General features: G+C 39.8%; 25 protein-coding genes and 1 pseudogene. 16 read left to right on the forward strand and 10 right to left on the reverse strand.

Annotated elements, in window-relative coordinates; all coding sequences use genetic code 11:
• Positions 1 to 90: 90 nt before the first annotated feature.
• The 6 genes from rpsG to A6B40_RS04905 form a co-directional block, all read right to left on the reverse strand.
• Entirely contained in the window at positions 91 to 561 is a 471-nt protein-coding gene (gene rpsG, locus A6B40_RS04880) for a 30S ribosomal protein S7 (protein ID WP_025218019.1), read from the reverse strand.
• Positions 562 to 691: 130 nt separating this feature from the next.
• Positions 692 to 1,066 carry a 30S ribosomal protein S12 gene (gene rpsL, locus A6B40_RS04885; RefSeq protein ID WP_005708967.1) on the reverse strand — a complete coding sequence of 125 codons (375 nt, stop codon included), beginning with the start codon at positions 1,064 to 1,066 and terminating at the stop codon, positions 692 to 694.
• 119 nt (positions 1,067 to 1,185) lie between these two features.
• Positions 1,186 to 2,145: a lipopolysaccharide heptosyltransferase RfaC gene (gene rfaC / locus A6B40_RS04890; RefSeq protein WP_176671737.1), complete on the reverse strand. Its 960-nt coding sequence runs from the start codon at positions 2,143 to 2,145 to the stop codon at positions 1,186 to 1,188.
• A gap of 70 nt (positions 2,146 to 2,215) precedes the next feature.
• Positions 2,216 to 3,253, reverse strand: a complete 1,038-nt coding sequence (gene waaF, locus A6B40_RS04895) for a lipopolysaccharide heptosyltransferase II (protein ID WP_176671738.1) — start codon at positions 3,251 to 3,253, stop codon at positions 2,216 to 2,218.
• A 34-nt stretch (positions 3,254 to 3,287) separates the two neighbouring features.
• Positions 3,288 to 3,707: an MliC family protein gene (locus A6B40_RS04900; RefSeq protein WP_176671739.1), complete on the reverse strand. Its 420-nt coding sequence runs from the start codon at positions 3,705 to 3,707 to the stop codon at positions 3,288 to 3,290.
• Between the two features lie 58 nt (positions 3,708 to 3,765).
• Positions 3,766 to 5,118 carry a LysM-like peptidoglycan-binding domain-containing protein gene (locus A6B40_RS04905; protein WP_176671740.1) on the reverse strand — a complete coding sequence of 451 codons (1,353 nt, stop codon included), beginning with the start codon at positions 5,116 to 5,118 and terminating at the stop codon, positions 3,766 to 3,768.
• A gap of 288 nt (positions 5,119 to 5,406) precedes the next feature.
• Here A6B40_RS04905 and A6B40_RS04910 point away from each other — a divergent pair, with 288 nt between their 5' ends.
• From A6B40_RS04910 to A6B40_RS04940, 7 genes and pseudogenes are all read left to right on the forward strand, one after another.
• Positions 5,407 to 5,736, forward strand: coding sequence for a ComEA family DNA-binding protein (locus A6B40_RS04910; RefSeq protein WP_112110132.1), 330 nt, complete (start codon positions 5,407 to 5,409; stop codon positions 5,734 to 5,736).
• 161 nt (positions 5,737 to 5,897) lie between these two features.
• Positions 5,898 to 6,788, forward strand: a complete 891-nt coding sequence (asd, locus tag A6B40_RS04915; RefSeq protein WP_176671741.1) for an archaetidylserine decarboxylase — start codon at positions 5,898 to 5,900, stop codon at positions 6,786 to 6,788.
• Positions 6,789 to 6,951: 163 nt separating this feature from the next.
• Positions 6,952 to 9,228 carry a bifunctional glutamate--cysteine ligase GshA/glutathione synthetase GshB gene (gene gshAB, locus A6B40_RS04920; RefSeq protein ID WP_176671742.1) on the forward strand — a complete coding sequence of 759 codons (2,277 nt, stop codon included), beginning with the start codon at positions 6,952 to 6,954 and terminating at the stop codon, positions 9,226 to 9,228.
• A gap of 321 nt (positions 9,229 to 9,549) precedes the next feature.
• A pseudogene (manX, locus tag A6B40_RS04925) lies at positions 9,550 to 10,526 on the forward strand (PTS mannose transporter subunit IIAB).
• Between the two features lie 11 nt (positions 10,527 to 10,537).
• Positions 10,538 to 11,338 carry a PTS mannose/fructose/sorbose transporter subunit IIC gene (locus A6B40_RS04930; protein WP_025218028.1) on the forward strand — a complete coding sequence of 267 codons (801 nt, stop codon included), beginning with the start codon at positions 10,538 to 10,540 and terminating at the stop codon, positions 11,336 to 11,338.
• Positions 11,339 to 11,351: 13 nt separating this feature from the next.
• A complete protein-coding gene (locus A6B40_RS04935) occupies positions 11,352 to 12,188 on the forward strand; it encodes a PTS mannose transporter subunit IID (RefSeq protein WP_025218029.1) in 837 nt (278 codons plus the stop codon).
• Between the two features lie 98 nt (positions 12,189 to 12,286).
• The gene (locus A6B40_RS04940) at positions 12,287 to 12,757 is read left to right on the forward strand and encodes a DUF986 family protein (RefSeq protein WP_176671743.1); all 471 of its coding nucleotides are present in this window, start codon (positions 12,287 to 12,289) and stop codon (positions 12,755 to 12,757) included.
• A gap of 74 nt (positions 12,758 to 12,831) precedes the next feature.
• On the opposite strand, the gene tpiA is transcribed toward A6B40_RS04940, so the two are convergent.
• A complete protein-coding gene (gene tpiA / locus A6B40_RS04945) occupies positions 12,832 to 13,623 on the reverse strand; it encodes a triose-phosphate isomerase (protein ID WP_176671744.1) in 792 nt (263 codons plus the stop codon).
• A 151-nt stretch (positions 13,624 to 13,774) separates the two neighbouring features.
• Here tpiA and truD point away from each other — a divergent pair, with 151 nt between their 5' ends.
• From truD to A6B40_RS04980, 7 genes are all read left to right on the forward strand, one after another.
• Positions 13,775 to 14,794: a tRNA pseudouridine(13) synthase TruD gene (gene truD, locus A6B40_RS04950; protein WP_176671745.1), complete on the forward strand. Its 1,020-nt coding sequence runs from the start codon at positions 13,775 to 13,777 to the stop codon at positions 14,792 to 14,794.
• A gap of 127 nt (positions 14,795 to 14,921) precedes the next feature.
• On the forward strand, positions 14,922 to 15,710 hold the full coding sequence (gene surE, locus A6B40_RS04955; RefSeq protein ID WP_025218033.1) for a 5'/3'-nucleotidase SurE: 789 nt from the start codon (positions 14,922 to 14,924) through the stop codon (positions 15,708 to 15,710).
• Positions 15,697 to 16,281 (forward strand): YqaA family protein, encoded by a 585-nt coding sequence (locus A6B40_RS04960; protein WP_176671746.1) that lies wholly within the window; start codon positions 15,697 to 15,699, stop codon positions 16,279 to 16,281. Before surE ends, A6B40_RS04960 begins: the two co-directional genes overlap by 14 nt.
• 19 nt (positions 16,282 to 16,300) lie before the next feature.
• On the forward strand, positions 16,301 to 16,798 hold the full coding sequence (locus A6B40_RS04965) for a LysM peptidoglycan-binding domain-containing protein (RefSeq protein ID WP_176671747.1): 498 nt from the start codon (positions 16,301 to 16,303) through the stop codon (positions 16,796 to 16,798).
• Between the two features lie 12 nt (positions 16,799 to 16,810).
• A complete protein-coding gene (locus A6B40_RS04970) occupies positions 16,811 to 17,014 on the forward strand; it encodes a hypothetical protein (RefSeq protein ID WP_025248224.1) in 204 nt (67 codons plus the stop codon).
• Positions 17,015 to 17,032: 18 nt separating this feature from the next.
• On the forward strand, positions 17,033 to 18,310 hold the full coding sequence (locus A6B40_RS04975; RefSeq protein ID WP_176671748.1) for a peptidoglycan DD-metalloendopeptidase family protein: 1,278 nt from the start codon (positions 17,033 to 17,035) through the stop codon (positions 18,308 to 18,310).
• A gap of 78 nt (positions 18,311 to 18,388) precedes the next feature.
• The gene (locus tag A6B40_RS04980) at positions 18,389 to 18,952 is read left to right on the forward strand and encodes a DNA-3-methyladenine glycosylase I (RefSeq protein ID WP_176671749.1); all 564 of its coding nucleotides are present in this window, start codon (positions 18,389 to 18,391) and stop codon (positions 18,950 to 18,952) included.
• Positions 18,953 to 18,997: 45 nt separating this feature from the next.
• On the opposite strand, the gene acpP is transcribed toward A6B40_RS04980, so the two are convergent.
• On the reverse strand, positions 18,998 to 19,228 hold the full coding sequence (gene acpP, locus A6B40_RS04985; RefSeq protein WP_006249478.1) for an acyl carrier protein: 231 nt from the start codon (positions 19,226 to 19,228) through the stop codon (positions 18,998 to 19,000).
• Positions 19,229 to 19,424: 196 nt separating this feature from the next.
• The gene (gene rpe, locus A6B40_RS04990) at positions 19,425 to 20,102 is read right to left on the reverse strand and encodes a ribulose-phosphate 3-epimerase (RefSeq protein ID WP_176671750.1); all 678 of its coding nucleotides are present in this window, start codon (positions 20,100 to 20,102) and stop codon (positions 19,425 to 19,427) included.
• A 196-nt stretch (positions 20,103 to 20,298) separates the two neighbouring features.
• Between rpe and A6B40_RS04995 the strand changes: the two genes are divergently transcribed.
• Both A6B40_RS04995 and ykgO read left to right on the forward strand, forming a co-directional pair.
• Positions 20,299 to 20,571 (forward strand): type B 50S ribosomal protein L31, encoded by a 273-nt coding sequence (locus A6B40_RS04995; protein WP_025218040.1) that lies wholly within the window; start codon positions 20,299 to 20,301, stop codon positions 20,569 to 20,571.
• Between the two features lie 11 nt (positions 20,572 to 20,582).
• On the forward strand, positions 20,583 to 20,708 hold the full coding sequence (gene ykgO, locus A6B40_RS05000) for a type B 50S ribosomal protein L36 (RefSeq protein WP_025218041.1): 126 nt from the start codon (positions 20,583 to 20,585) through the stop codon (positions 20,706 to 20,708).
• A gap of 59 nt (positions 20,709 to 20,767) precedes the next feature.
• Here ykgO and A6B40_RS05005 read toward each other — a convergent pair whose 3' ends face one another.
• Positions 20,768 to 21,301 carry a YggT family protein gene (locus tag A6B40_RS05005; RefSeq protein ID WP_025248227.1) on the reverse strand — a complete coding sequence of 178 codons (534 nt, stop codon included), beginning with the start codon at positions 21,299 to 21,301 and terminating at the stop codon, positions 20,768 to 20,770.
• Positions 21,302 to 21,368 lie beyond the last annotated feature (67 nt).

Raw genomic sequence — 21,368 nt, forward strand, 5'->3', positions numbered from 1 at the left:
TTTCTTACCTTTTGGGTTTAAATTGAAATTCTTAATAAGGGTAAGGCTTCACCACACAAGATGAAGCCTTGAAAAAGCTTACTTAAACGATTACCAACGGAAATGAGCAAACGCTTTATTAGCTTCAGCCATACGGTGAACGTCTTCACGTTTCTTCACTGCTGTGCCTTTGTTGTCTGCTGCATCAGATAATTCGTTAGCTAAACGTAATGCCATTGATTTGTCACCACGTTTACGAGCTGCTTCTACGATCCAACGCATTGCTAAAGCATTACGGCGAGTTGGGCGAACTTCTACTGGTACTTGGTAAGTAGAACCACCAACACGGCGAGATTTAACCTCAACAGTTGGACGTACGTTTTCTAATGCGATTTCGAATGCTTCTAACGCTTCTTTACCAGAACGTTGTGCTAAAGCTTCTAATGCACCGTAAACAATTTTTTCTGCAGTAGATTTTTTACCATCTACCATTAACACGTTAATAAATTTTGCAAGTAATTCTGAACCGAACTTCGGATCTGGAAGAATTTTGCGTGGTTCAATACTACGACGACGTGGCATTGGAAATTTCTCCGTATATTAAATCTTCAGGATATCCAAAACTCATCTAATCTGCCTAAGGCATCTTTGACTGGAGTTTATGGTTTAAATATTAAAATTTAGACGTTTGGCCTTACTTAACGGAGAACCATTAAGACTTAGGACGTTTAACGCCGTATTTAGAACGACCTTGTTTACGATCTTTAACGCCTGCACAGTCAAGTGCACCGCGTACAGTATGGTAACGCACACCTGGTAAGTCTTTAACACGACCGCCACGGATTAATACAACACTGTGTTCTTGAAGGTTGTGGCCTTCACCACCGATGTATGAAGTTACTTCAAAGCCATTTGTTAAACGAATACGACATACTTTACGTAATGCTGAGTTCGGTTTTTTAGGTGTAGTAGTGTATACACGAGTACACACGCCACGTTTCTGCGGGCAAGCCTCTAATGCAGGAACGTTACTTTTTACAACCTTTTTCACACGCGGTTTGCGTACTAGCTGGTTGATAGTTGCCATTAAAAAAGCTCCAGTTAAAATTATTAAAAATAAAATTAAAATATCCTTTCACACGAAAGGACAGCAAATTCTAAATTGATTACGGATAAAAGTCAAGCACACTAAAAGAGCAACAATGATTACTTGTTAATCAATGGCATTAATTTTTCTAGCACTTGTGAAGGTGTAATATTCTCCATATTATCCGCTTTTAGATAATACTGATTTTGACCATAAGCCCCGATTAATTTAGGATTAGTTGCTCCGTATAAAATCACATTAGGTTTATCTAATGCAGCCGCTAAATGACTTAAACCGGTATCTACCGACACTACTGCTTTAGCTCCTGCAATCTGTGCTGCTAATTCTGTTAAGCCCATTTTAGGGAGAACCACTACGTTGCTCTCTACCATCGCTAAACGATCTGCTCGTTCTTTTTCAGTTTGATTTCCCCAAGCCAATCTCACTTCAATATTTTGCTTAGCAAGCTCTTTTATAATGTCTGCCCAATATTCCTCTTTCCAATGCTTATCTGCTCGAGTTGTTGCGTGAATAAGCATAACGTAAGCGGTCATTTTTTCACTTTTTTTTGCAAAATGTTGAGCAATGTTGTAGTTACCTTGAGTCCCAGATAAAGCATAACCTAATGATTTTGCACACAATTTCCTAATTCGCTCAACGGCGTGCTGTTGGTAGGGAATGTCAAAGGTTTGATCATAAAAAAGGCTGCTTAATCCCTCTCGGGCAGACTTTTTATCGTAACCAAATTTTTTGCCTTTCGCTTGGCGGGTCACTAGCACCGCACTTTTGATAAGCCCTTGAGCATCAATCACAGCATCATATTGCTCACTTTTTAATTCTTGCAAAAAATGTTGCCACTCTATCCAAGTAGAACGCTTGTATAAATTTTTCCGCCAACGGCGAATAGCAACAGGGATAATCTTATTCACTGCTGAATGCCAGCGTGGAATTTCAGCAAAATTTTCTTCCACCACCCAATCTACGCTCAAATTAGGAATTGCATTTCGCATATCGGTTAAGGCAGGCAAGGTGTGTAAAACATCACCCATTGAGGAAGTTTTTACGATGAGAACTTTCATATTTCTACAAAAAATAGCAAGCGGTTGTTTTGTGCAAAAAAATTGACAAAAATGACCGCTTGTAGTGAGTTTATGCTAATAATGTTTGGAGTTTTTCCATTACCATTTCAGGCTCAATATCAATCAAGCTTTGGTGATAGCCTTCTGCCCCATCGCCTTTGCGAATTTTAATTAATCCACCTTCAATCAAGCGAATAATCACCGCATTTTTCGCTAGTGGTGGCGTGTATTGTGGGCTTGTTGGCCCATACAACGCAACCAAAGGTTTATTCAGGGCAGCTGCGATATGCATCAAGCCTGAGTCATTGCTCACCACTGCTGCACAATCAGCAATTAAATCAACCGCTTGGTTTAGATCAGTCTGGCCTGCTAAATTTAAGCAATAACGTTGTAGTTCTGCAGGCAAGGCTAAACGGATTCGCTCACCAGCTTCTTCATCTTTTTTCGAGCCGAATAAACGCACGGAGTAACCTTGCTCAATCAACATTTTAGCCAGCGTTGCGTAATGGTAATGCGGCCAACGTTTTGCCGGTCCGAATTCCGCACCCGGGCAAAACCCGATGGCTGGGCGGTTTTCTGCATAGGCTAGTTGTTTTTCAAACTTCACTTTGGTTGCGGCAATTTGCTCCAACTCGGTTTTTAAATAAGGGTAGAGAATTGGCAACTGTTCAGCATTCGGAATTGAGCCTTGCTCAAACGCCAATGCCACATAACGCTGTACCATCATCGGGTAATCATTTTTATTCGAGCGAAGATCATTTAAGAAGAAATATCTACTTTCCCCTTTCCAGCCACGACGTTTGGCAATTTTCGCAAACAACGGGATGAACGCAGATTTGAGCGAGTTTGGCAAGACGATTGCCATATCATATTGATTGCGAAGCCCTTTGCCGAGTTGATAACGTTCGCACAAGCGAAATGAACCGTGCCCAATCGGCATTGAAATTGCATTGCGAACCTCGGGCATCCGGGCTAACAGAGGGCGGCACCAATCCGGAGCCATTACGTCAATCTGACAATTTGGGTATTGCACTTTAAGTTGCTGATACAGCGAGTGCGACATCATCATATCACCAACCCAAGATGGACCAGTAACTAAAATATTCATTTGCAAAATTCTCTTAAAAAGTAACCGCTTGTTATTATTGCTTTACACAATTTTCAGCAAGATTTCTTTTCGTATTATCATATAAAAAGGCTTTTCCATTACGCATTTCATGCCATGTCCAGCGGATATTGGTGTATTTTTTACCATTTCTAGTTACCGATGGGGAAAGCTGATACGATAATCCTTGAAAATTAACCGTAATATTGTCTTTTTTTGCCTCTTTTTGAGCAATTTTTTGGCGTTCAACTTCTACTTTTTTGTTATTTTTACACAGATATAAATTTAATTCTGTAGCTTGTTCCACTTGTTTAATAACTGTTTTAGCTGGTTCTGTTATTTTTTGCACTTTTTCGAGCTGTTCAACAGGTGGAACGACTTCTGCTGTACAAGCACTCAGTGCTATTGCTACTGTTGCTAAAAAAATAAACTTATTAGGTTTGGAAAATAAGCTCATATACTTCTCCTTTAAAAAGCAAAGAGCAACGTTTGTAGCGTTGCTCTTATTTTCCTCATTATTTAAAAGTATAGCTACCGTTTGCTTGACGTGTAAATTTACCACCTGAGCCAATACTCATTTCAACAACACGGTTATTTTTATCTAAACGAACAGTTACTCGCTCGCCTACTTTTAAATTACTCACAACGTTATTTACTTTGCTCATTACATTTACGTCGGAGATATTTAAATTATTATCACGGAATACCTGCATTAATGATACACCTTTTGGTACCGTCATTGTTTTAGTCGATACTGCCACTGCTGAAGTGGTATTTGTTTTAGCTGCTTCAGATTTAGTAGAAGCTTTTTCTGCTGGCTTAGCTACTACTTTTGTAGATTCTTTTTGTGGTTGTGTAGCAATGCGCTCTACCTTAGGTTGATGTTTTGGAGTAGTTTCAGGTTGGAATACCACACTACCTTCTGTTTTTGGCTTAATTGCAGATTGTGGCACTACAGGTTTATTCTGAACTGGCTTAACTGCTACAGATTGCTCAACAACTGGGGCTTGTGTTGTCTGAGGCTGATTATTTTGTACTTGATTAGAAGCTACTTGTTCAGTTTGAACTGGTGCTACTGCGGTTGTTGCCTCTGATTGTGCTTTCTGCTGAGCTTCTTGGGCTTGAGCCTGCTCCTGTGCTTTAGCTGCTTCTTGCTCCGCACGAGCTTGTTCTTCTGCTCGTTTTGCTTCTGCTTCATCTACCGGGCGGAACTCAATTGGTAAGCTACCACCTTGTTGCGATTGCAGCTCTTCCACCGTTTCAGGTGTACTTGGTTTTAATAGGAAAAATAGCACTAATAATGCTAAACCTAACAATGATACTAATAATAAACGACGTGTTTTAGGTGGCATATTTTCCTTAATGTCTTTTGTTTTAGTTGCAGCTACCGCAGCAGTTGCAGCCATTGTTGCTCCTGCAGCTGTTGTTGCCGCATTTGGAATAATACGCTCGGTGGTAAAACTTTCTTGAGTAGGCTTCACGACTACAACTTCTGGATCAGCCTTTTCCTTCACCTCAAACGGCGTTGTAGTTGTTGCTGAATCGCCTTCTGCTGATGGATTTTCTTTCACATTTTTCACAACTGCCTCCACATTCTCTGTACTTGGTGTAAATTGAAATTCTTTTGTCGGTTTAGCCGAAAATGCATCAGCGGTCTTATCTTCTACTGGTGCATCAGATCTTTTCATTATTGGGGTAAATGTATGGCCTGGTGCTTTTGTTGAATGTAGAGAAACATAAGGTCTGTTGCTATGTGAAGAGTCCACTTGTACTGGCTCTACCTTTTCATTCTCTGGGCTTTTATTTTCTTGATTAGGGGTTAAAGGCTCACCAAAAACAGGCTCTTTACGAAAATTATTTTGCGTCATATTTTTTCCAAAAATAATAGGAGTTAATTTATATAAAAATATCTGTATTCTAAATCAATTCACGGTTTATTTGAATTCATTTGAATAAATTTACACAAATAGCGGTCATTTTTCATAAATTTTTTGCAAATTATTGTAATCTCGCTTAATTTCAGACCAAATGCAAAGCAATAAGTTTATCTTTTTCTATTTTTTCGATCTGTGTCGAAAAATTTACTTTTGCCGCTTGAGATAAATACCACTCACTTTTAAGCTCATCACAAATTTACTCAACCATAAGGAAACATTATGAAACAAATGAAAACTCTCGCGTTAGGCCTATTAATGAGCTTAAATACATTCGCTTTTGCTCAAACTCCACCTCAAATTGAGCAGAATAGTATGCCTCAAACTGAGCAACAAGTAACACAAATAAATACCAACACCGTAAACATCAACACCGCAAGTGCTGCTGAATTGCAAGATAAGCTGGTAGGAATTGGCGAGAAAAAAGCTCAAGCGATTGTCGATTACCGTACCAAAAATGGTAATTTTAAAAGCATTGAGCAGCTTGCCGAAGTATCCGGTATTGGACAAGCAACGGTAGAAAAAAATCGAGCAAATATCGTTTTAGAGTAATCAAAATTGTTGAAGTGGGTAAACTACAATCGCTCTATTTGTCTTTTCTTTTGTAGCCACTTCAACATCTTTTTTAATTTTTTTCATTTTTTGTATTGCATTTGCTATATTTGCCCCCATTTAAAAACGGACTTCAGTTTTAATCAATAAAGGAAAACGCAATGCAATTAAAATCATACCCTACTCCAACTTATTTACAGCGTGTGAAAATCGCTCTGCATTATTTGTTGCCACAGTTAGCAATTACTAGAGCAGCAGGTTGGTTAGCGGAACAAAAATGGGGAGCTGTTACGCATTTCATTATTAAATTATTTGCCAAGCAATACAAAGTCAATTTATCTGAAGCCGTAAAAAACGAACCTTCAGATTATGCTACATTTAACGAATTTTTTATTCGTGAGCTAAAAGAAAATGCACGCCCGATTAATACCGAAAGTAATGTAGTTTGCCTACCGGCAGATGGCAAAGTGAGCGAATCCGGTGATATTGCGGACAACCGTTTATTACAAGCAAAAGGACATTTTTTCACGCTCGAAACCTTGCTGGCAAACGATCAGGAAATGGCGAATAAATTCAAAGATGGTACTTTCATCACTACCTATTTATCGCCAACCGACTACCACCGTGTACATATGCCATGTGACGGCACGCTACGCAAAATGATTTATGTGCCGGGCGAGCTGTTTTCAGTGAATCCTTTCCTCGCCGAACACGTGCCAAATTTATTTGCTCGTAATGAACGTGTGATTTGTGAGTTTGACACTGCATTCGGACCAATGGTACAAATTTTAGTCGGCGCAACCATTACAGCAAGTATGAGTACTGTTTGGGCTGGCGTTATCAATCCTCCACGAGCAGATGAAGTGGTTGTTTGGAATTACGAAACTGAAGGTGAAAAAGCGATTAAATTACAAAAGGGTGAAGAAATGGGTGCTTTCCGTTTAGGATCAACTGTAATTAACCTTTTCCCGACAAGCAAAGTACACCTTAACCCAGCTCTTATTACAGGTACGAAAACCCGAATGGGTGAAGAATTAGGTAGAGTGATTTAATATTCATCAGCCCTTTAAAGTTAAATATTTTATTTAACTTTAAAGGGCTTTTTCATAACCAAATTATCTAGCTTATTCTAATAAAATAAAACCGACCATTTCACTAAGCCTTTTATTTATGCTATTGTACCCCCCAATTTATTTGCCTATTAAAGGATAGATAATGAAGCTACAACAAATTATCCGAGAAAATCATTTAGGCTTGCTGTTCCAACAAGGGAATTTTGGCTTGGAGAAAGAGAGCCAGCGTGTTGATATGAATGGTAATATTGTCACCACGCCTCACCCTGCCGTGTTTGGGAATCGCAGCTATCACCCTTACATTCAGAGCGATTTTGCTGAGAGCCAACTCGAACTGATTACCCCGCCGAATGCAAAATTGGAAGACAGTTTCCGCTGGCTTTCTGCCATTCACGAAGTGGTGCTGCGTTCATTGCCTGACGATGAATACATCTACCCCTTGAGTATGCCTGCCGGTTTGCCGCCGGAAGAGCAAATTCAAGAGGCTCAATTTGATAACCCTGATGATGTGAAATATCGGGAATACCTCTCCAAAACCTATGGCAAATATAAGCAAATGGTGAGCGGTATTCACTACAATTTCCAGCTCTCGCCTGAATTTGTGGAAAAAGCCTTCGCCGCCCAAACAGAATATGCCACGCACAAAGAGTTCCAAAATGCGTTGTATATGAAACTCGCCAACAATTTCCTGCGTTATCAGTGGATTTTGCTCTACCTGCTCGCTGCTTCACCAACGGTGGAATCGCAATATTTTTACGGAAAATCACCGCTTGCAACCAGGCAATTTGTCCGCGGCTTGCGTTCCAGCCGTTATGGTTACGTCAATTCATCCGATGTGGTGGTGAACCACGACAGCCTGCAAAGCTATGTGGAGAGTCTTGAAGCCCAAGTAGCAAACGGCTTGCTGATTGCGGAAAAAGAGTTCTACTCCAACGTGCGGCTGCGTGGCGGCAAAAAAGCCCGTGACTTGCTCGAAAACGGCGTGAAATATGCCGAGTTCCGTCTGTTCGACCTCAACCCATTCGCCCCATACGGCATTGAGTTGGGTGATGCGAAGTTTATCCACTCGTTCTTGTTAGGAATGTTGTGGCTGGAGGAAACAAGCGGTCAAAAAGAGGTGGAAATTGGCAAACAGATGCTTTACCAAGTCGCAATGGAAGATCCAAGAAGCGAAACCGCTTTCCGTGCAGAGGGTGAGGCAGTACTAAATCAGATCCTCGTAATGCTCGAAACCTTAGGTTCAAGCGAAGAGAGCCGAGAGCTGGTGCGGGAAAAATTAGCACAATTTGCCGATCCGAGCCAAACCATCGGTGGACGTTTGATCCAAGCCATCGAACAGTTCGGTAGCGACAAAGCTGTTGGAGCGAAATTCGCTCAAACTTACAAAGCTCAAGCCTTTGAGCGTTTTTATGCCTTATCGGCATTTGACAATATGGAGCTTTCAACCCAAGCCCTGTTCTTTGATTTGATCCAGCAAGGCATAAGCACGGAATTATTGGACGAAAACGATCAGTTCCTCGCCCTGAAATTTGGCGATCATCTGGAATATGTGAAAAACGGCAATATGACCAGCCACGATCAATATATTTCGCCATTGATTATGGAAAACAAAGTGGTGACGAAAAAAGTGCTGGCGAAAGCTGGTTTCAATGTGCCGAAAAGTGTGGAATTTACCACGCTCGAAGAGGCGGTGGCTCACCATCCGCTGTTTGAGGGCAAGGCAGTGGTGATCAAGCCGAAATCCACTAACTACGGTTTGGGCATTACCATTTTCCAACAAGCGGTCAAAAATCGGGAAGATTTTGCAAAAGCGGTGGAAATTGCGTTCCGTGAAGACAAAGAAGTGATGGTGGAAGATTATTTAGTTGGCACGGAATACCGTTTCTTTGTGCTGGGCGATGAAACCCTCGCCGTGCTTCTGCGTGTGCCGGCAAACGTAGTGGGTGATAGCATTCACACCATCAAAGAATTGGTTGAAATGAAAAATGACGATCCGCTTAGAGGCGATGGCTCTCGTAGCCCGTTGAAAAAAATTGCCTTAGGCGAAATCGAACAGTTACAACTGAAAGAGCAAGGTTTAACGGTGGATTCTGTGCCGGAGAAAGGTCAAACCGTGCAACTGCGAGCCAATTCCAACATCAGCACCGGCGGCGATTCTATTGATATGACCGACCAAATGCACGAAAGCTACAAACAAATTGCGGTGGGCATCGCTCACGCTATGGGAGCGAAAGTGTGTGGCGTGGATTTGATCATTCCTGATCTCACTAAGCCTGCCGAACCACACCTCAACTCTTGGGGCGTGATCGAGGCGAATTTCAACCCAATGATGATGATGCATATTTTCCCATATCAAGGAAAATCTCGTCGTTTAACTAAAGCGGTGATTAAAATGCTGTTTCCTGAATTAGACAACTAAATTTTTCAACACCAAACCCTCTTATTTAATTAAGAGTAATTGTTAAACAGTTACTCTTAATTTATTTATACACACCCCACTCATGCACGTAATTAAAATACTCACTCCAAATAGAGAAAAACAGCATAACCAAAAATTATTAACATAAAAATATTTGTGAATATAATGTTATAAAAAACACTTAAATGGAGCAAGTAATAGTCAAAAAATCATATTGTATGTGATATAGATCACATTTCTGTAATTAATACATTGTGTGAAATAATTATCATATTAAAATCGCGCTCCAAGAATAATTTAACTACTTCTAAGGAGTAATACATGAGCATTGCTATTATTATAGCAACCCATGGTGTTGCTGCAGAACAACTCCTCAAAACGACGGAGATGCTAATTGGAGAACAAGAAGATGTGGCTTACATTGACTTTGTTCCTGGTGAAAATGCAGAAACTATTATGGGTAAATACCAAACATTAATTGATGGTCCATTATCACATTGTGAGCAAGTACTATTTCTTGTAGATATGTGGGGGGGAAGCCCTTTTAACGCCGCAAATCGCTTCCAAGATGGTAAAACAGGAATGGATGTTGTTGCCGGAGTTAATATCCCAATGTTAGTCAATACCTGTATGGCTCGTGATGATGTTGAATCACTAGAAGAGCTTGTTGAAGTAGCATTAGAAGCTGGTTCAACAGGTATTCGTTCATTAAACCACCAACCTGAGGTTGCTCAAGCAACTACACCAGCTCCAGAACAAGAAACATCTGTTACCCAACAATCTGAAATTGTCGATGATGGTCGCCGAATGACAATTGCTCTCGCCCGTATTGATGATCGTCTAATTCACGGACAAGTAGCAACTGTTTGGACAAAAGAAAGCAAGGTAAATCGTATTATTGTCGTAAATGAGGGTGTTGCAAAAGATAGCGTTCGCACAACAATGTTAAAAAGTGTAGCTCCTCTTGGTGTTACGGCACACGTTGTTGATGTACCTAAAATGATCCGTGTCTATAACAATCCTGAATATGCAGATGACAGAGTGATGCTTCTATTCACTAATCCTAGCGATGTGCTGGAACTTATCGAAGGTGGTGTTCCGCTTACCTCCATTAATGTTGGAGGAATTTCTCACAAAGAAGGAAAAAAATGGTCAGTCACGCTGTTGCAGTTGATCAGAAAGATATTGAGGCATTCAAAGCAATTGACACTAAAGGTGTTGAATTGGAAGTACGTAAAGTCTCAAGTGATAGCCGTCAATATATGATGGATTTATTAAAAAAACATAATTTAATCTAAAGGAAATCAATATGGAACTCTCAGCATTACAAATTGTGCTTTTATTCCTCGTTGCCTGTATCTCCGGTATGGGTTCAATTCTTGATGAATGGCAAACTCACCGCCCACTAATTGCTTGTACGATGATAGGATTAGTGTTAGGCGATATTACAACAGGTGTTATTGTAGGTGGTTCATTAGAACTACTAGCATTAGGATGGATGAATATTGGTGCAGCAGTTGCTCCTGATGCTGCTCTTGCTTCTATTGTTTCAACTATTCTTGTTATTGTTGGCAAACAAGATATTTCAACAGGTATTGCTATTGCAATCCCACTTGCAGCAGCAGGTCAAGTGCTAACTTATATTGTACGAGCTATCACTGTTGGTTTCCAACACGCAGCGGATAAGTCAATAGAAGATGGTAACTTAAACCGCCTAGATTGGCTACATCGTGGTGCATTACTCCTACAAGCAATGCGTATTGCTATTCCAGCATTGATTGTTGCTCTAACAGCTGGTACTGATGCAGTACAAACAATGTTAAATGCGATTCCTGAAGTTGTAACAACAGGGCTTAAAATTGCAGGGGGCTTTATTGCCGTGGTTGGTTATGCGATGGTAATTAATATGATGCGTGCTGGCCATTTAATGCCGTTCTTCTTTGCCGGTTTCGTGATTGCAGGCTTTACTGATTTCAACCTTGTCGCACTTGGTGTACTAGGTACTGTAATTGCAATGTTGTATATCCATATGCATCCAAAATACAACAAAGGCCAACAAGTAGTAGTAACTGCTGCACCGAAAAATGATTTAGACAACCGTTTAGACTAAGAGGGCATTCAATATGACAACCGAAATCAAAAAAGTAACAAAAAGCGATTTGAATGCCGTTGTACGTCGTTCAAACTTATTCCAAGGTTCGTGGAACTTCGAACGTATGCAGGCTTTAGGCTTTGCTTATGCAATGGTTCCTGTCATCAAACGTTTATATCCTGATCCAAATGATCCTGGTCGTAAAGAAGCTATTAAACGTCACTCTGAATTCTTTAACACTCAACCATTTGTTGGTGCCCCTATTTTAGGTGTAACTATTGCGATGGAAGAAGAACGAGCAAATGGTAAAGAGATCGACAATGCCGCAATTAACGGAATTAAAGTTGGTCTGATGGGACCACTCGCAGGTGTAGGTGATCCAATCTTCTGGGGAACCGTTCGCCCTGTCTTTGCGGCATTAGGGGCAGGTTTAGCGTTAAAAGGCGAACTCTTAGGTCCAATTTTATTCTTTGTTTTATTTAATCTTGTCCGCTTAGCAAGCCGCTATTATGGCGTGGTTTATGGCTATAAAAAAGGATTAGATGTTGTACAAGATATGAGCGGCGGTTTATTACAAAAATTAACCGAAGGTGCATCAATTTTAGGTCTGTTTATTATGGGGGCCTTAGTCCAAAAATGGACCAGCATCAATGTTCCGCTTGTACTTTCTACAATTCAAAAACAAGATGGTACAACCGAAATTACCACCGTTCAAAGCATCTTAGACAGCTTAATGCCGGGTTTACTACCGTTGCTTTTAACCTTTGCTTGTATGTGGCTACTTCGCAACCGTGTTAATGCAATTTGGATTATCCTAGGATTCTTTGTCATTGGTATTTTAGGTGCTGCAACAGGTGCATTAGCTTAAATAATACCGATATGTAAAATTTCTCTCAAAAATGACCGCTTGATCTTCAAGCGGTTTTTTATAATTTCTATCTACATTTTCCCCACTATTCAGACATTATGACAAATGTGATTCTTTTTTTCTTTATTTTACTTAGCTTTAGTTTTGCTATTTACGATCAAATCCTAATGGGTAAACTTAAAGGCGAAACAAAACTCACTGTCGTACTCAAAAAACAAAAAGCTATTGATAGTTGGTTATTAATTGGTTTAATCATACTATCTATTAGCTATGGCATTCAAAATCAAATTTCGGCATTTACCCTCTATCTACTTAGCACTTGCGTTATTTTAGCCGTCTATTTAGCGTTTTTTCGTGCACCACGTCTTTTATTAAAACAAAATGGATTTTTCTTTGCCAACGTTTACTTTCATTACACTAGAATTTACCAAATAAATATAGCTGAAATAAGTTCTCGTGAAAAAGTCCTCGTCATTGATTTACACGGAGGAAGAAGGTTACTTGCCTGCCCCGAAAACGAAAATGATCTTCAATCTGTGGTAAATTTTTTTGGGGGATATAAAAAATAGCAAAGCGGTTGTTTTTCTCAAACATTTTGCAAAAAATATGAGAAAAACAACCGCTTGTAATATTAAAAATGCAATTATGCTTTTGCTGCTGCCGCTGCTTTCACGATTACTGCGAATGCCGGAGCTTTCAGTGAAGCACCGCCGACTAATGCACCGTCAATATCCGGCTGGGTAAATAATTCTGCCGCATTTGCATCGTTTACTGAACCGCCGTATTGAATAATCACTTGGTCTGCTACCGCTTGTGATTTTGCTGCGATGTGATCACGGATGAATTTATGTACTGCTTGAGCTTGTGCCGGAGTCGCAGATTTGCCCGTGCCGATTGCCCAGATTGGTTCGTAAGCGATTACTGCACCGTTAAACGCTTCCACACCGTGAGCATTGATGACAGCATCGATTTGACGTGCACACACTTCTTCGGTTTTACCCGCTTCGTTTTCCGCTTCAGATTCACCGATACATAACACTGGCACTAAGCCTGCGTCTTTTAACACTTTGAATTTTTGTGCGATAAATTCATCGCTCTCTTTGTGGTAAGTGCGGCGTTCTGAGTGACCGATGATGATGTATTTCGCACCAAACTCTTTTAACATTTCAGGGGAAATATCGCCGGTGAAAGCCCCTTTCACGTTCACATCAACGTTTTGTGAACCTAACGCAATTAAGCCTTTATCGCTACAACCACAGCCACAACCTGCAAGTGATGCTTCAGCGTGAGCCAAATACATTACCGGTGGAGCAATTGCTACATCACAGCCTTCAACGCCGTGTAATTCTGCTTTTAAATCTGCAATTAAGGTTTTGGTAAACACTTTATCACCGTTTAATTTCCAGTTACCCATTACCAGTGGACGACGTGCCATTTTGTTTCTCCTATAAATTGAATTTAAATATAAATCGTTGTGAACTATATCAAATTTTGAAAGCGTTTTGTGGTTTTTATTCGCTTTTTCTGATCTAGATCGAAAGGTTTAACGTATAATTAGCAAATCTATTTCTAATGAGCAAAAAACAATGCAACTAAACTATTTATACTCTGCCCCTCAAACCCAAGGGCGTTTAAAAGCTGAATTTGCCGACTTTATCGTGCGTGAAGAATTGGGGTACGAACTGACTGGCGAGGGAGAGTTTGTGGCAGTTAAAATCCGTAAAACCAATGCAAACACCCTCTTTGTCGGCGAAAAATTAGCAAAATTTGCCGGAATTTCTGAGAGAGATATGAGCTACGCAGGCTTAAAAGACCGCCACGCCGTTACCGAGCAATGGTTCTGCTTACATTTAGCCGGCAAAGAAACACCTGATTTCTCCACCTTTGAATGTGAAGGCGTTGAAGTATTAGAAGTTACTCGCCACAACCGCAAAATCCGTGTTGGCTCGTTAGCTGGCAATCATTTTGAATTATTACTGCGTGATGTGGCAGAAAGTGCCGATTTAATTCATCGCTTACAGCAAATACAAGCGGTCGGATTTCCCAATTATTTTACCGAACAACGTTTCGGGCGAGACGGGCACAACCTCACCCAAGCTCAACGCTGGGCAAAAGGCGAAATTGTGGTTAAAGATCGCAAAAAACGCAGTTTTTATCTCTCCGCCGCTCGCTCCGAAGTGTTTAATTTAGTGGTTTCCCAACGTATTAGTGATGGCTTGATGAATCAAGTATTAGAGAATGATTATGTTCAACTGGCTGGCTCAAACAGCTTTTTCTGCGTGACCGAAAATGAAATCGCTGAAAGCCAAGATCGCCTAGATCGAGCCGATCTATTATTAACCGCTCCGCTGATCGGCGAAAAATCCCTCGAAACCACCGCCAATTCCGCCGAAAAAACGATTATCGAACAGCACAAAGAGCTAGTCGAGCTAATGAAAAAAGAGCGAATGAGCACTGCCCGCCGGGCAATGATCTGCAAACCTAAAGGTCTCAAATGGCAATTTGAGACAGATGGATTAAGATTAAAATTCTTTTTAGATTCAGGTAGCTATGCAACAGGATTAGTGCGAGAGTTAATACGTTTATCGGAAGAGAATGAAGTTTAAAATTTGCAAAACTTTCTTAAAATCTTACCGCTTTTTACACTTTTGACTAAAAAAGTTGTCGAAAAATTGTTAGAATTGATTACTTTTATACTTAGCATCTATTTAGCAGTAAGATCTAAAGGAAATTATGAGAATTTTAATCAGTAATGACGATGGTTTTCACGCTGTCGGCATTCAAACCTTAGCCAAAGCACTACGAGATGCAGGGCATATCGTCACCATTATTGCTCCGGATCGTAACCGCAGTGCAGCATCAAGTTGTTTAACTTTAGTTGATCCATTACGTGTGCATCGTTTTGATGAATATAATTATGCAGTAATCGCTGGCACACCTGCAGATTGTGTCCATTTAGCCTTAAATGGATTATTTGATAGCAAGTTTGCTGAAAGATTTGACTTAGTTATTTCGGGCATTAATCATGGAGCAAACTTAGGCGATGATGTGGTTTATTCAGGCACGGTGGCAGCAGCATTGGAAGGTCGTCATTTACCACTACCAAGCATTGCTGTTTCACTTGTTGGACGTAAACATTCTTCGTTTTTAGATGGCGAAAACTATTTTAATACAGCAGCACAAGTTGTGCTAGATTTGCTGGTAAAAATGGAAAATCAAATATTTCCACCAAACCACGTTTTAAATGTGAATGTGCCAAATTTGCCTTACTCTGAGCTAAAAGGCACAATGATTACCCGTTTAGGTGAGCGTTCAACAGCAGCTGAGATCGTAAAGCAGAAAGATCCTCGCAATGCAGATGTTTACTGGATTGGTGTCACCGGTGAACCGTTAGACGAAAGCTACGGCACGGATTTTTATGCGTTAAATCGAGATTGTGTCTCTATTACCCCAATTCAGGTAGATATGACCGCACATAAAACTATCGCAACATTAAAAGGCATTTTTAATGAAACTGTTTGAAAAAATTTATGACAAAACTATGGAATGGTCAAAACACCGTTTAGCGGCATTTTGGCTTAGTTTAGTCAGTTTTATTGAGGCGATTTTCTTCCCAATTCCGCCTGATGTAATGCTTATTCCGATGTCGATGGCAAAACCGGAAAATGCGTTTAAATATGCCTTTTATACCACTGTTGCCTCCGTGCTAGGCGGTATTATCGGCTATTTTATCGGTTTGTATGCGACCGATTGGGTGCAAGGTGTTATTGCCAGCTGGGGAATGCAAGCAAACTTTGATAGAGCAAAGGCATGGTTTGAAACTTGGGGCGTGGCAGTTGTGTTTTTAGCAGGTTTTTCTCCCATTCCGTTCAAAGTATTTACTGTATGTGCCGGTGTATTACAAATGGCGTTTTTCCCATTTGTGATAACAGCTGCAATTTCTCGCTTTGCCCGCTTTATTCTAGTCGCGAAGCTTTCTGCATGGGGCGGAAAAAAATATGAAGTCAGAATTCGCCACTCTATTGAATTAATTGGTTGGGGAACTATCGTGCTTGCGGTAGTTGCTTATCTTCTTTACAAATTATTGAACTAAATTTTAAGGGTAATAGAAAATGAAAAAATCACTTTTTGTTTTATCACTTGTCTCATTCGCTTTAGCTGGCTGTTCAAGTAACTCAAGCGAGTCTAGTACATCAAGCGTGGAAACCACAGATGCCAACGCAACTTGGCAATCTGCGGATAGCATTCAAACTGCACCAATGCCGGATTCTATGAATCAACCAATTGCTGTACCGCCGGCACAGCCTGTATATTCAGCCCCACAACCTATTACTGCCGCACCCGCACCAATGCCTGTTTCAAGCGGTAGCTATGGCTCTCAAGTGGAAAGTGTAGGTAACTGCCAAGTTGTGCGTGATGGCAATAATGCCCCAATTTACGCACAAATTACCAAAGGTTGCTATACCGATAGCTCTTACACAGTGGGTAAAAGTGATACTCTTTATTTAATTGGCTACTTAACAGGCACAAGTGCGAGCCATATTGCTAACTTAAACGGCTTAAGTGCAAACTCTGCATTAAAAGTTGGTCAAGTACTCCGTGTGCGTTAATAGGCGGATTGAATGAAAAAATCATTTTTGATATTTGCAATTTCTTGTGCATTTTTGACCGCTTGTGGAACAAGTGATAAGCAGGATAACGTTGATGATCCAAACTTGTTGCCTTCAGGTACGTTAGAGCCTGTTGCAGGTTCTGGAGCAAGTCAAGGTAGTTACAGTTTACCGTCCGATATTAAATCGACCTCTATGCCTGACTCTATGAAATAATTTTAGGATAATCATTTAATGAAAAAGCAATTTATACTTTTACCTTTAGTCTCCGCTATTTTATCTGCTTGTTCCTCAAACAACCCCGCACCGGTAGTGAATGCTTCGGGCAATAATGAACTTAGCCCGGGAGTAATGCAGCCTGTAGATACTAATATGGAAGCAATAAATTCAAGCGGTGGTTGGCAGTCTGATATTCAATCAGCTCCAATGCCAAGCTCAATGAACACGCCGGTACAAACTATTCCGCAGCCTGTTTCTACACCGCAGCCGATTGCAACTGTGCCACAGCCAGTTATCACTAACCCTGTGATTACAGAGCAACCACCACAGCCAACGACTACGACTAAAATTGTGAAGAAAACAAAAACGGTAGAGAAAAAAGTCGATCAGAATTTTGAGATTCCACGTGATGCTAACAATGCTCCGATGTATAACCAAATTCAGAAAGGCTTCTATGATGGCTCAACTTACACAGTTCGCAAAGGCGATACAATGTTCTTAATTGCTTATATTGTGGGTAAAGATGTAAAGGAAATCGCTGCTCTTAACAATATGAGTGAGCCTTATCAATTAAATGTAGGTCAAAAAATTAAAACAGGTAAATCAGCTACAGAAACTATTACTGTTGAGGAAAAAGTAACTGTACCTGTTGAGCCACAAATTACTTATCAACAAGGTGCAAATGGTACGACTTACGCTTCTGATGGTAACATTACAGGTCCTGTGAAAGCGGGAACGGGTAATACAGAAGTACCCGTTTCTAATAATGGCATTCGAGCAACAGCAGGAACAGTATCAGCAGTAACCGCTTCAGCAGGAACAGCTAGTCAAATAGAAAATCGCACAACTTCAACTATTCGAGCAACAACCGCTTCTGAAAGTCCATCGTCGGCTTCAAATACAACTGTAGCCCCTGCTTCATCAATTAAATGGCAATGGCCAACAAATGGGCGAGTCATTTCAGGTTTCTCATCAGCAGAAGGTGGCAATAAAGGCTTAGATATTGCAGGTTCAAAAGGACAAGACGTGCGTGCAGCAGCAGCCGGTAAAGTTGTATATGCAGGTAATGCCCTACAAGGTTATGGTAACTTAATTATTATCAAACATACCGATGATTTTTTAAGTGCTTATGCACATAACAATACTATTGATGTTGATGAACAAGATACAGTTAAAGCCGGTCAGAAGATCGGTACTTTAGGTAGTACCGGCACAAACACCAACAAGCTTCACTTTGAAATTCGTTACAAAGGGAAATCTGTCGATCCTGTTCGTTATTTACCAAGAAAATAATGGTAAATTTTTAGCTTAATTTGACCGCTTGTATTCTTAGATAATTACAAGCGGTTATTTTTTATAGGAATTTTACAAATGAGCCAAACTACACGCTGCGATTGGTGCGGTGAGAGCGAACTTTACGTGAAATATCACGATGAAGAGTGGGGAAAACCTGAATTCAATAGCATCAAGCTATTTGAGAAAATTTGTCTTGAAGGACAACAAGCGGGGCTTTCGTGGATTACTGTACTGAAAAAGCGAGAAGCTTATCGTCAAGCATTTCACCAGTTTGATCCTGTAAAAATTGCTCAAATGACAGAAAAAGATCTCGATCAACTAATGCAAAATGCCGGTTTAATCCGCCACAGAGCAAAATTAGAAGCCATTATAAAAAATGCAAAAGCTTATCTTGCAATGCAGGAAAAAGACGAAGATTTTAGTGAATTTATTTGGGGATTTGTGAACCATCAACCACAAATTAATGATGTACTCTCGCTTCAAACTGTTCCGGCTAAAACAGATACTTCAAAGGCTATGTCTAAGGCGTTAAAAAAGAGAGGATTTGTTTTTGTGGGTGAAACGACTTGTTACGCTTTTATGCAATCAATGGGACTGGTTGATGACCACTTGAATAATTGCATCTGTAAAACGAAATAGATATAAAAAATTAGGCGACCACTGGTCGCCTAATATCAATTCATATTATTGATTGTTTTGAACGTAATCAATCGCTGATTGAACTGTAGTAATTTTTTCAGCTTCTTCATCTGGAATTTCGATATCAAATTCTTCTTCTAAAGCCATTACTAATTCAACTGTATCTAAAGAGTCAGCACCTAAATCTTCAATGAAAGAAGCTTCTGGTTTAACGTCTTCTGCTTTCGCGCCAAGTTGATCAACAATGATTTTTTTTACGCGTTCTTCAATGCTCATTTTGTTTTTCCTATAGTGAATATCGCATAAGTGCGAGAGTTGATTAGTGTAATCGAAATAATTTTAGATACAACCTTTTTATAGAAAGGTCAAACCAGACTATTCCAATACACAAGAATAAAACTGTATTTGTTCTACCATTCTATCATTATGTTTGTCTTTAATCCATAGAGATAGTTCAAATTTCCAGATCTGATTAGCGAACTTTCGCTAATTCAGTTCTCATTTGTTCAATCACAGCTTGATAATCAGGCTGGTCAAAAATCGCAGAACCTGCCACAAACATATCCGCACCAGCAGCTGCAATTTCCGCAATATTATTGACTTTTACCCCACCATCAACTTCTAAGCGAATGTTATAACCACTCTCATCAATACGACGACGTACTTCACGCAATTTATCTAAGGTTGATGGAATAAAAGATTGCCCACCAAAGCCCGGATTTACCGACATCAACAAAATCACATCAACTTTATCCATCACATAATCTAAATAATGCAAAGGCGTTGCTGGATTAAACACCAAGCCAGACTTACAACCTAAATCACGAATAAGCTGTAAATTACGATCAATATGCTCAGTTGCCTCTGGGTGGAAGGTAATGTAATCCGCCCCTGCGTTGGCAAAATCAGGAATTAAACGCTCAACAGGTTTCACCATTAAATGTACATCAATCGGACATTGAATCCCATAATCTCGTAATGCTTTGCAAATCACAGGCCCAAATGTTAAATTTGGTACATAGTGATTATCCATTACATCAAAATGAATTAAATCTGCTCCAGATTTTAAAACCTTTGCCACATCATCGCCCAATCTAGCCAAGTCTGCCGATAAAATCGAAGGGGCAATCAAATAAGGATTATTACTCATATTTCCTCACAATTTATAAATAGATTATCATTAGATTACCATAATTTTAAAAATGAAAATCAGATCTAGATCTAAAAATTCACTTTTTCTTTAAATTCCATAAAAAAGTTATGGAATAAGAATAAAATTTCGTATAACATATATCCCATAATTTAATTATGGTTAACAAGCCTATTATCAAAATTCTGGAGAAAATATGAAAAAAGGGATTCATCCTGAAAATTATCGTGAAGTACTGTTTTATGATGCCTCTGTACAACAAGGTTGGATTATTCGCTCTTGTGCCTCAACAAACAAAACAATGGTGTGGGAAGATGGTAAAGAGTATCCACTTTATACCTTAGATACCTCATCAGCATCACACCCTGTTTACACAGGTAAACGCCGTGAAGTGAATAATGAAGGTCGAGCAAGCCAATTCAAAGATAGATTTAAAGGCTTTGCTACAACACTTTCAGCTAAAAAATAAAAGGACATAAAATGAAAATCTTAAACTCATTAAAATCAGCAAAAACACGCCATCCTGATTGCCAAATTGTAAGACGCAAAGGCAAACTGTATGTAATTTGCAAAACTAATCCAAGATTTAAAGCTCGTCAGCGTTAACAAAAACTCCGTAAGTTTTTAACCTTACGGAGTTTTTTATTAGTTAAAATAGCTTAGGCTTAAGCTGCAGCCCATATCCCACCAAAAATCTGGTAGAACACACTATTTAGCAACAATAATCCGAAACCTAATACCATTACTGAAAAATCTAGCATTCCTGTTCTTGGAAGTAGTTTGCGGATAAAACCTAACACCGGTTCAGTAATTTGAGCAACAGTATAATCAAGTGGGTGGTTACCCTGTGTAACCCAACTCATCAATGCACGAATTAAGGTGGTGAAAAAGAGAATTTGTCCGAAGGTTTTTACTAAACTTAATAAACCGATTAATACGGCACGAGGCAAATCCAGTCCGAAGAAGATAAATTGCAAAGTAACTAATGCCGCAGCAATCAAAAGTGCAGGAAAGCAGATATTTTTAACCGTTGGAATTAACTTGCCAACTGGGGCAACCAAAGGCTCCGTGATTTTGAGCAAGGTTTGCGAAATAGGCAAACGTGGATCAACTCGACAAAATTGTAGCCACGTTCTGAGTACCAACACAAAATTGAAAAAGCCAACAACTAACGAAATAACAGGGGCTAAAAATTCCATTTATTTCTCTCTTTTATATTTGAAATTATAAAAAATAAGCGGTCGTTTTTACGAAAAAATTTGCAAA

It is taken from the genome of Mannheimia varigena (assembly GCF_013377235.1).
Classification (GTDB): Bacteria; Pseudomonadota; Gammaproteobacteria; order Enterobacterales; family Pasteurellaceae; genus Mannheimia; species Mannheimia varigena.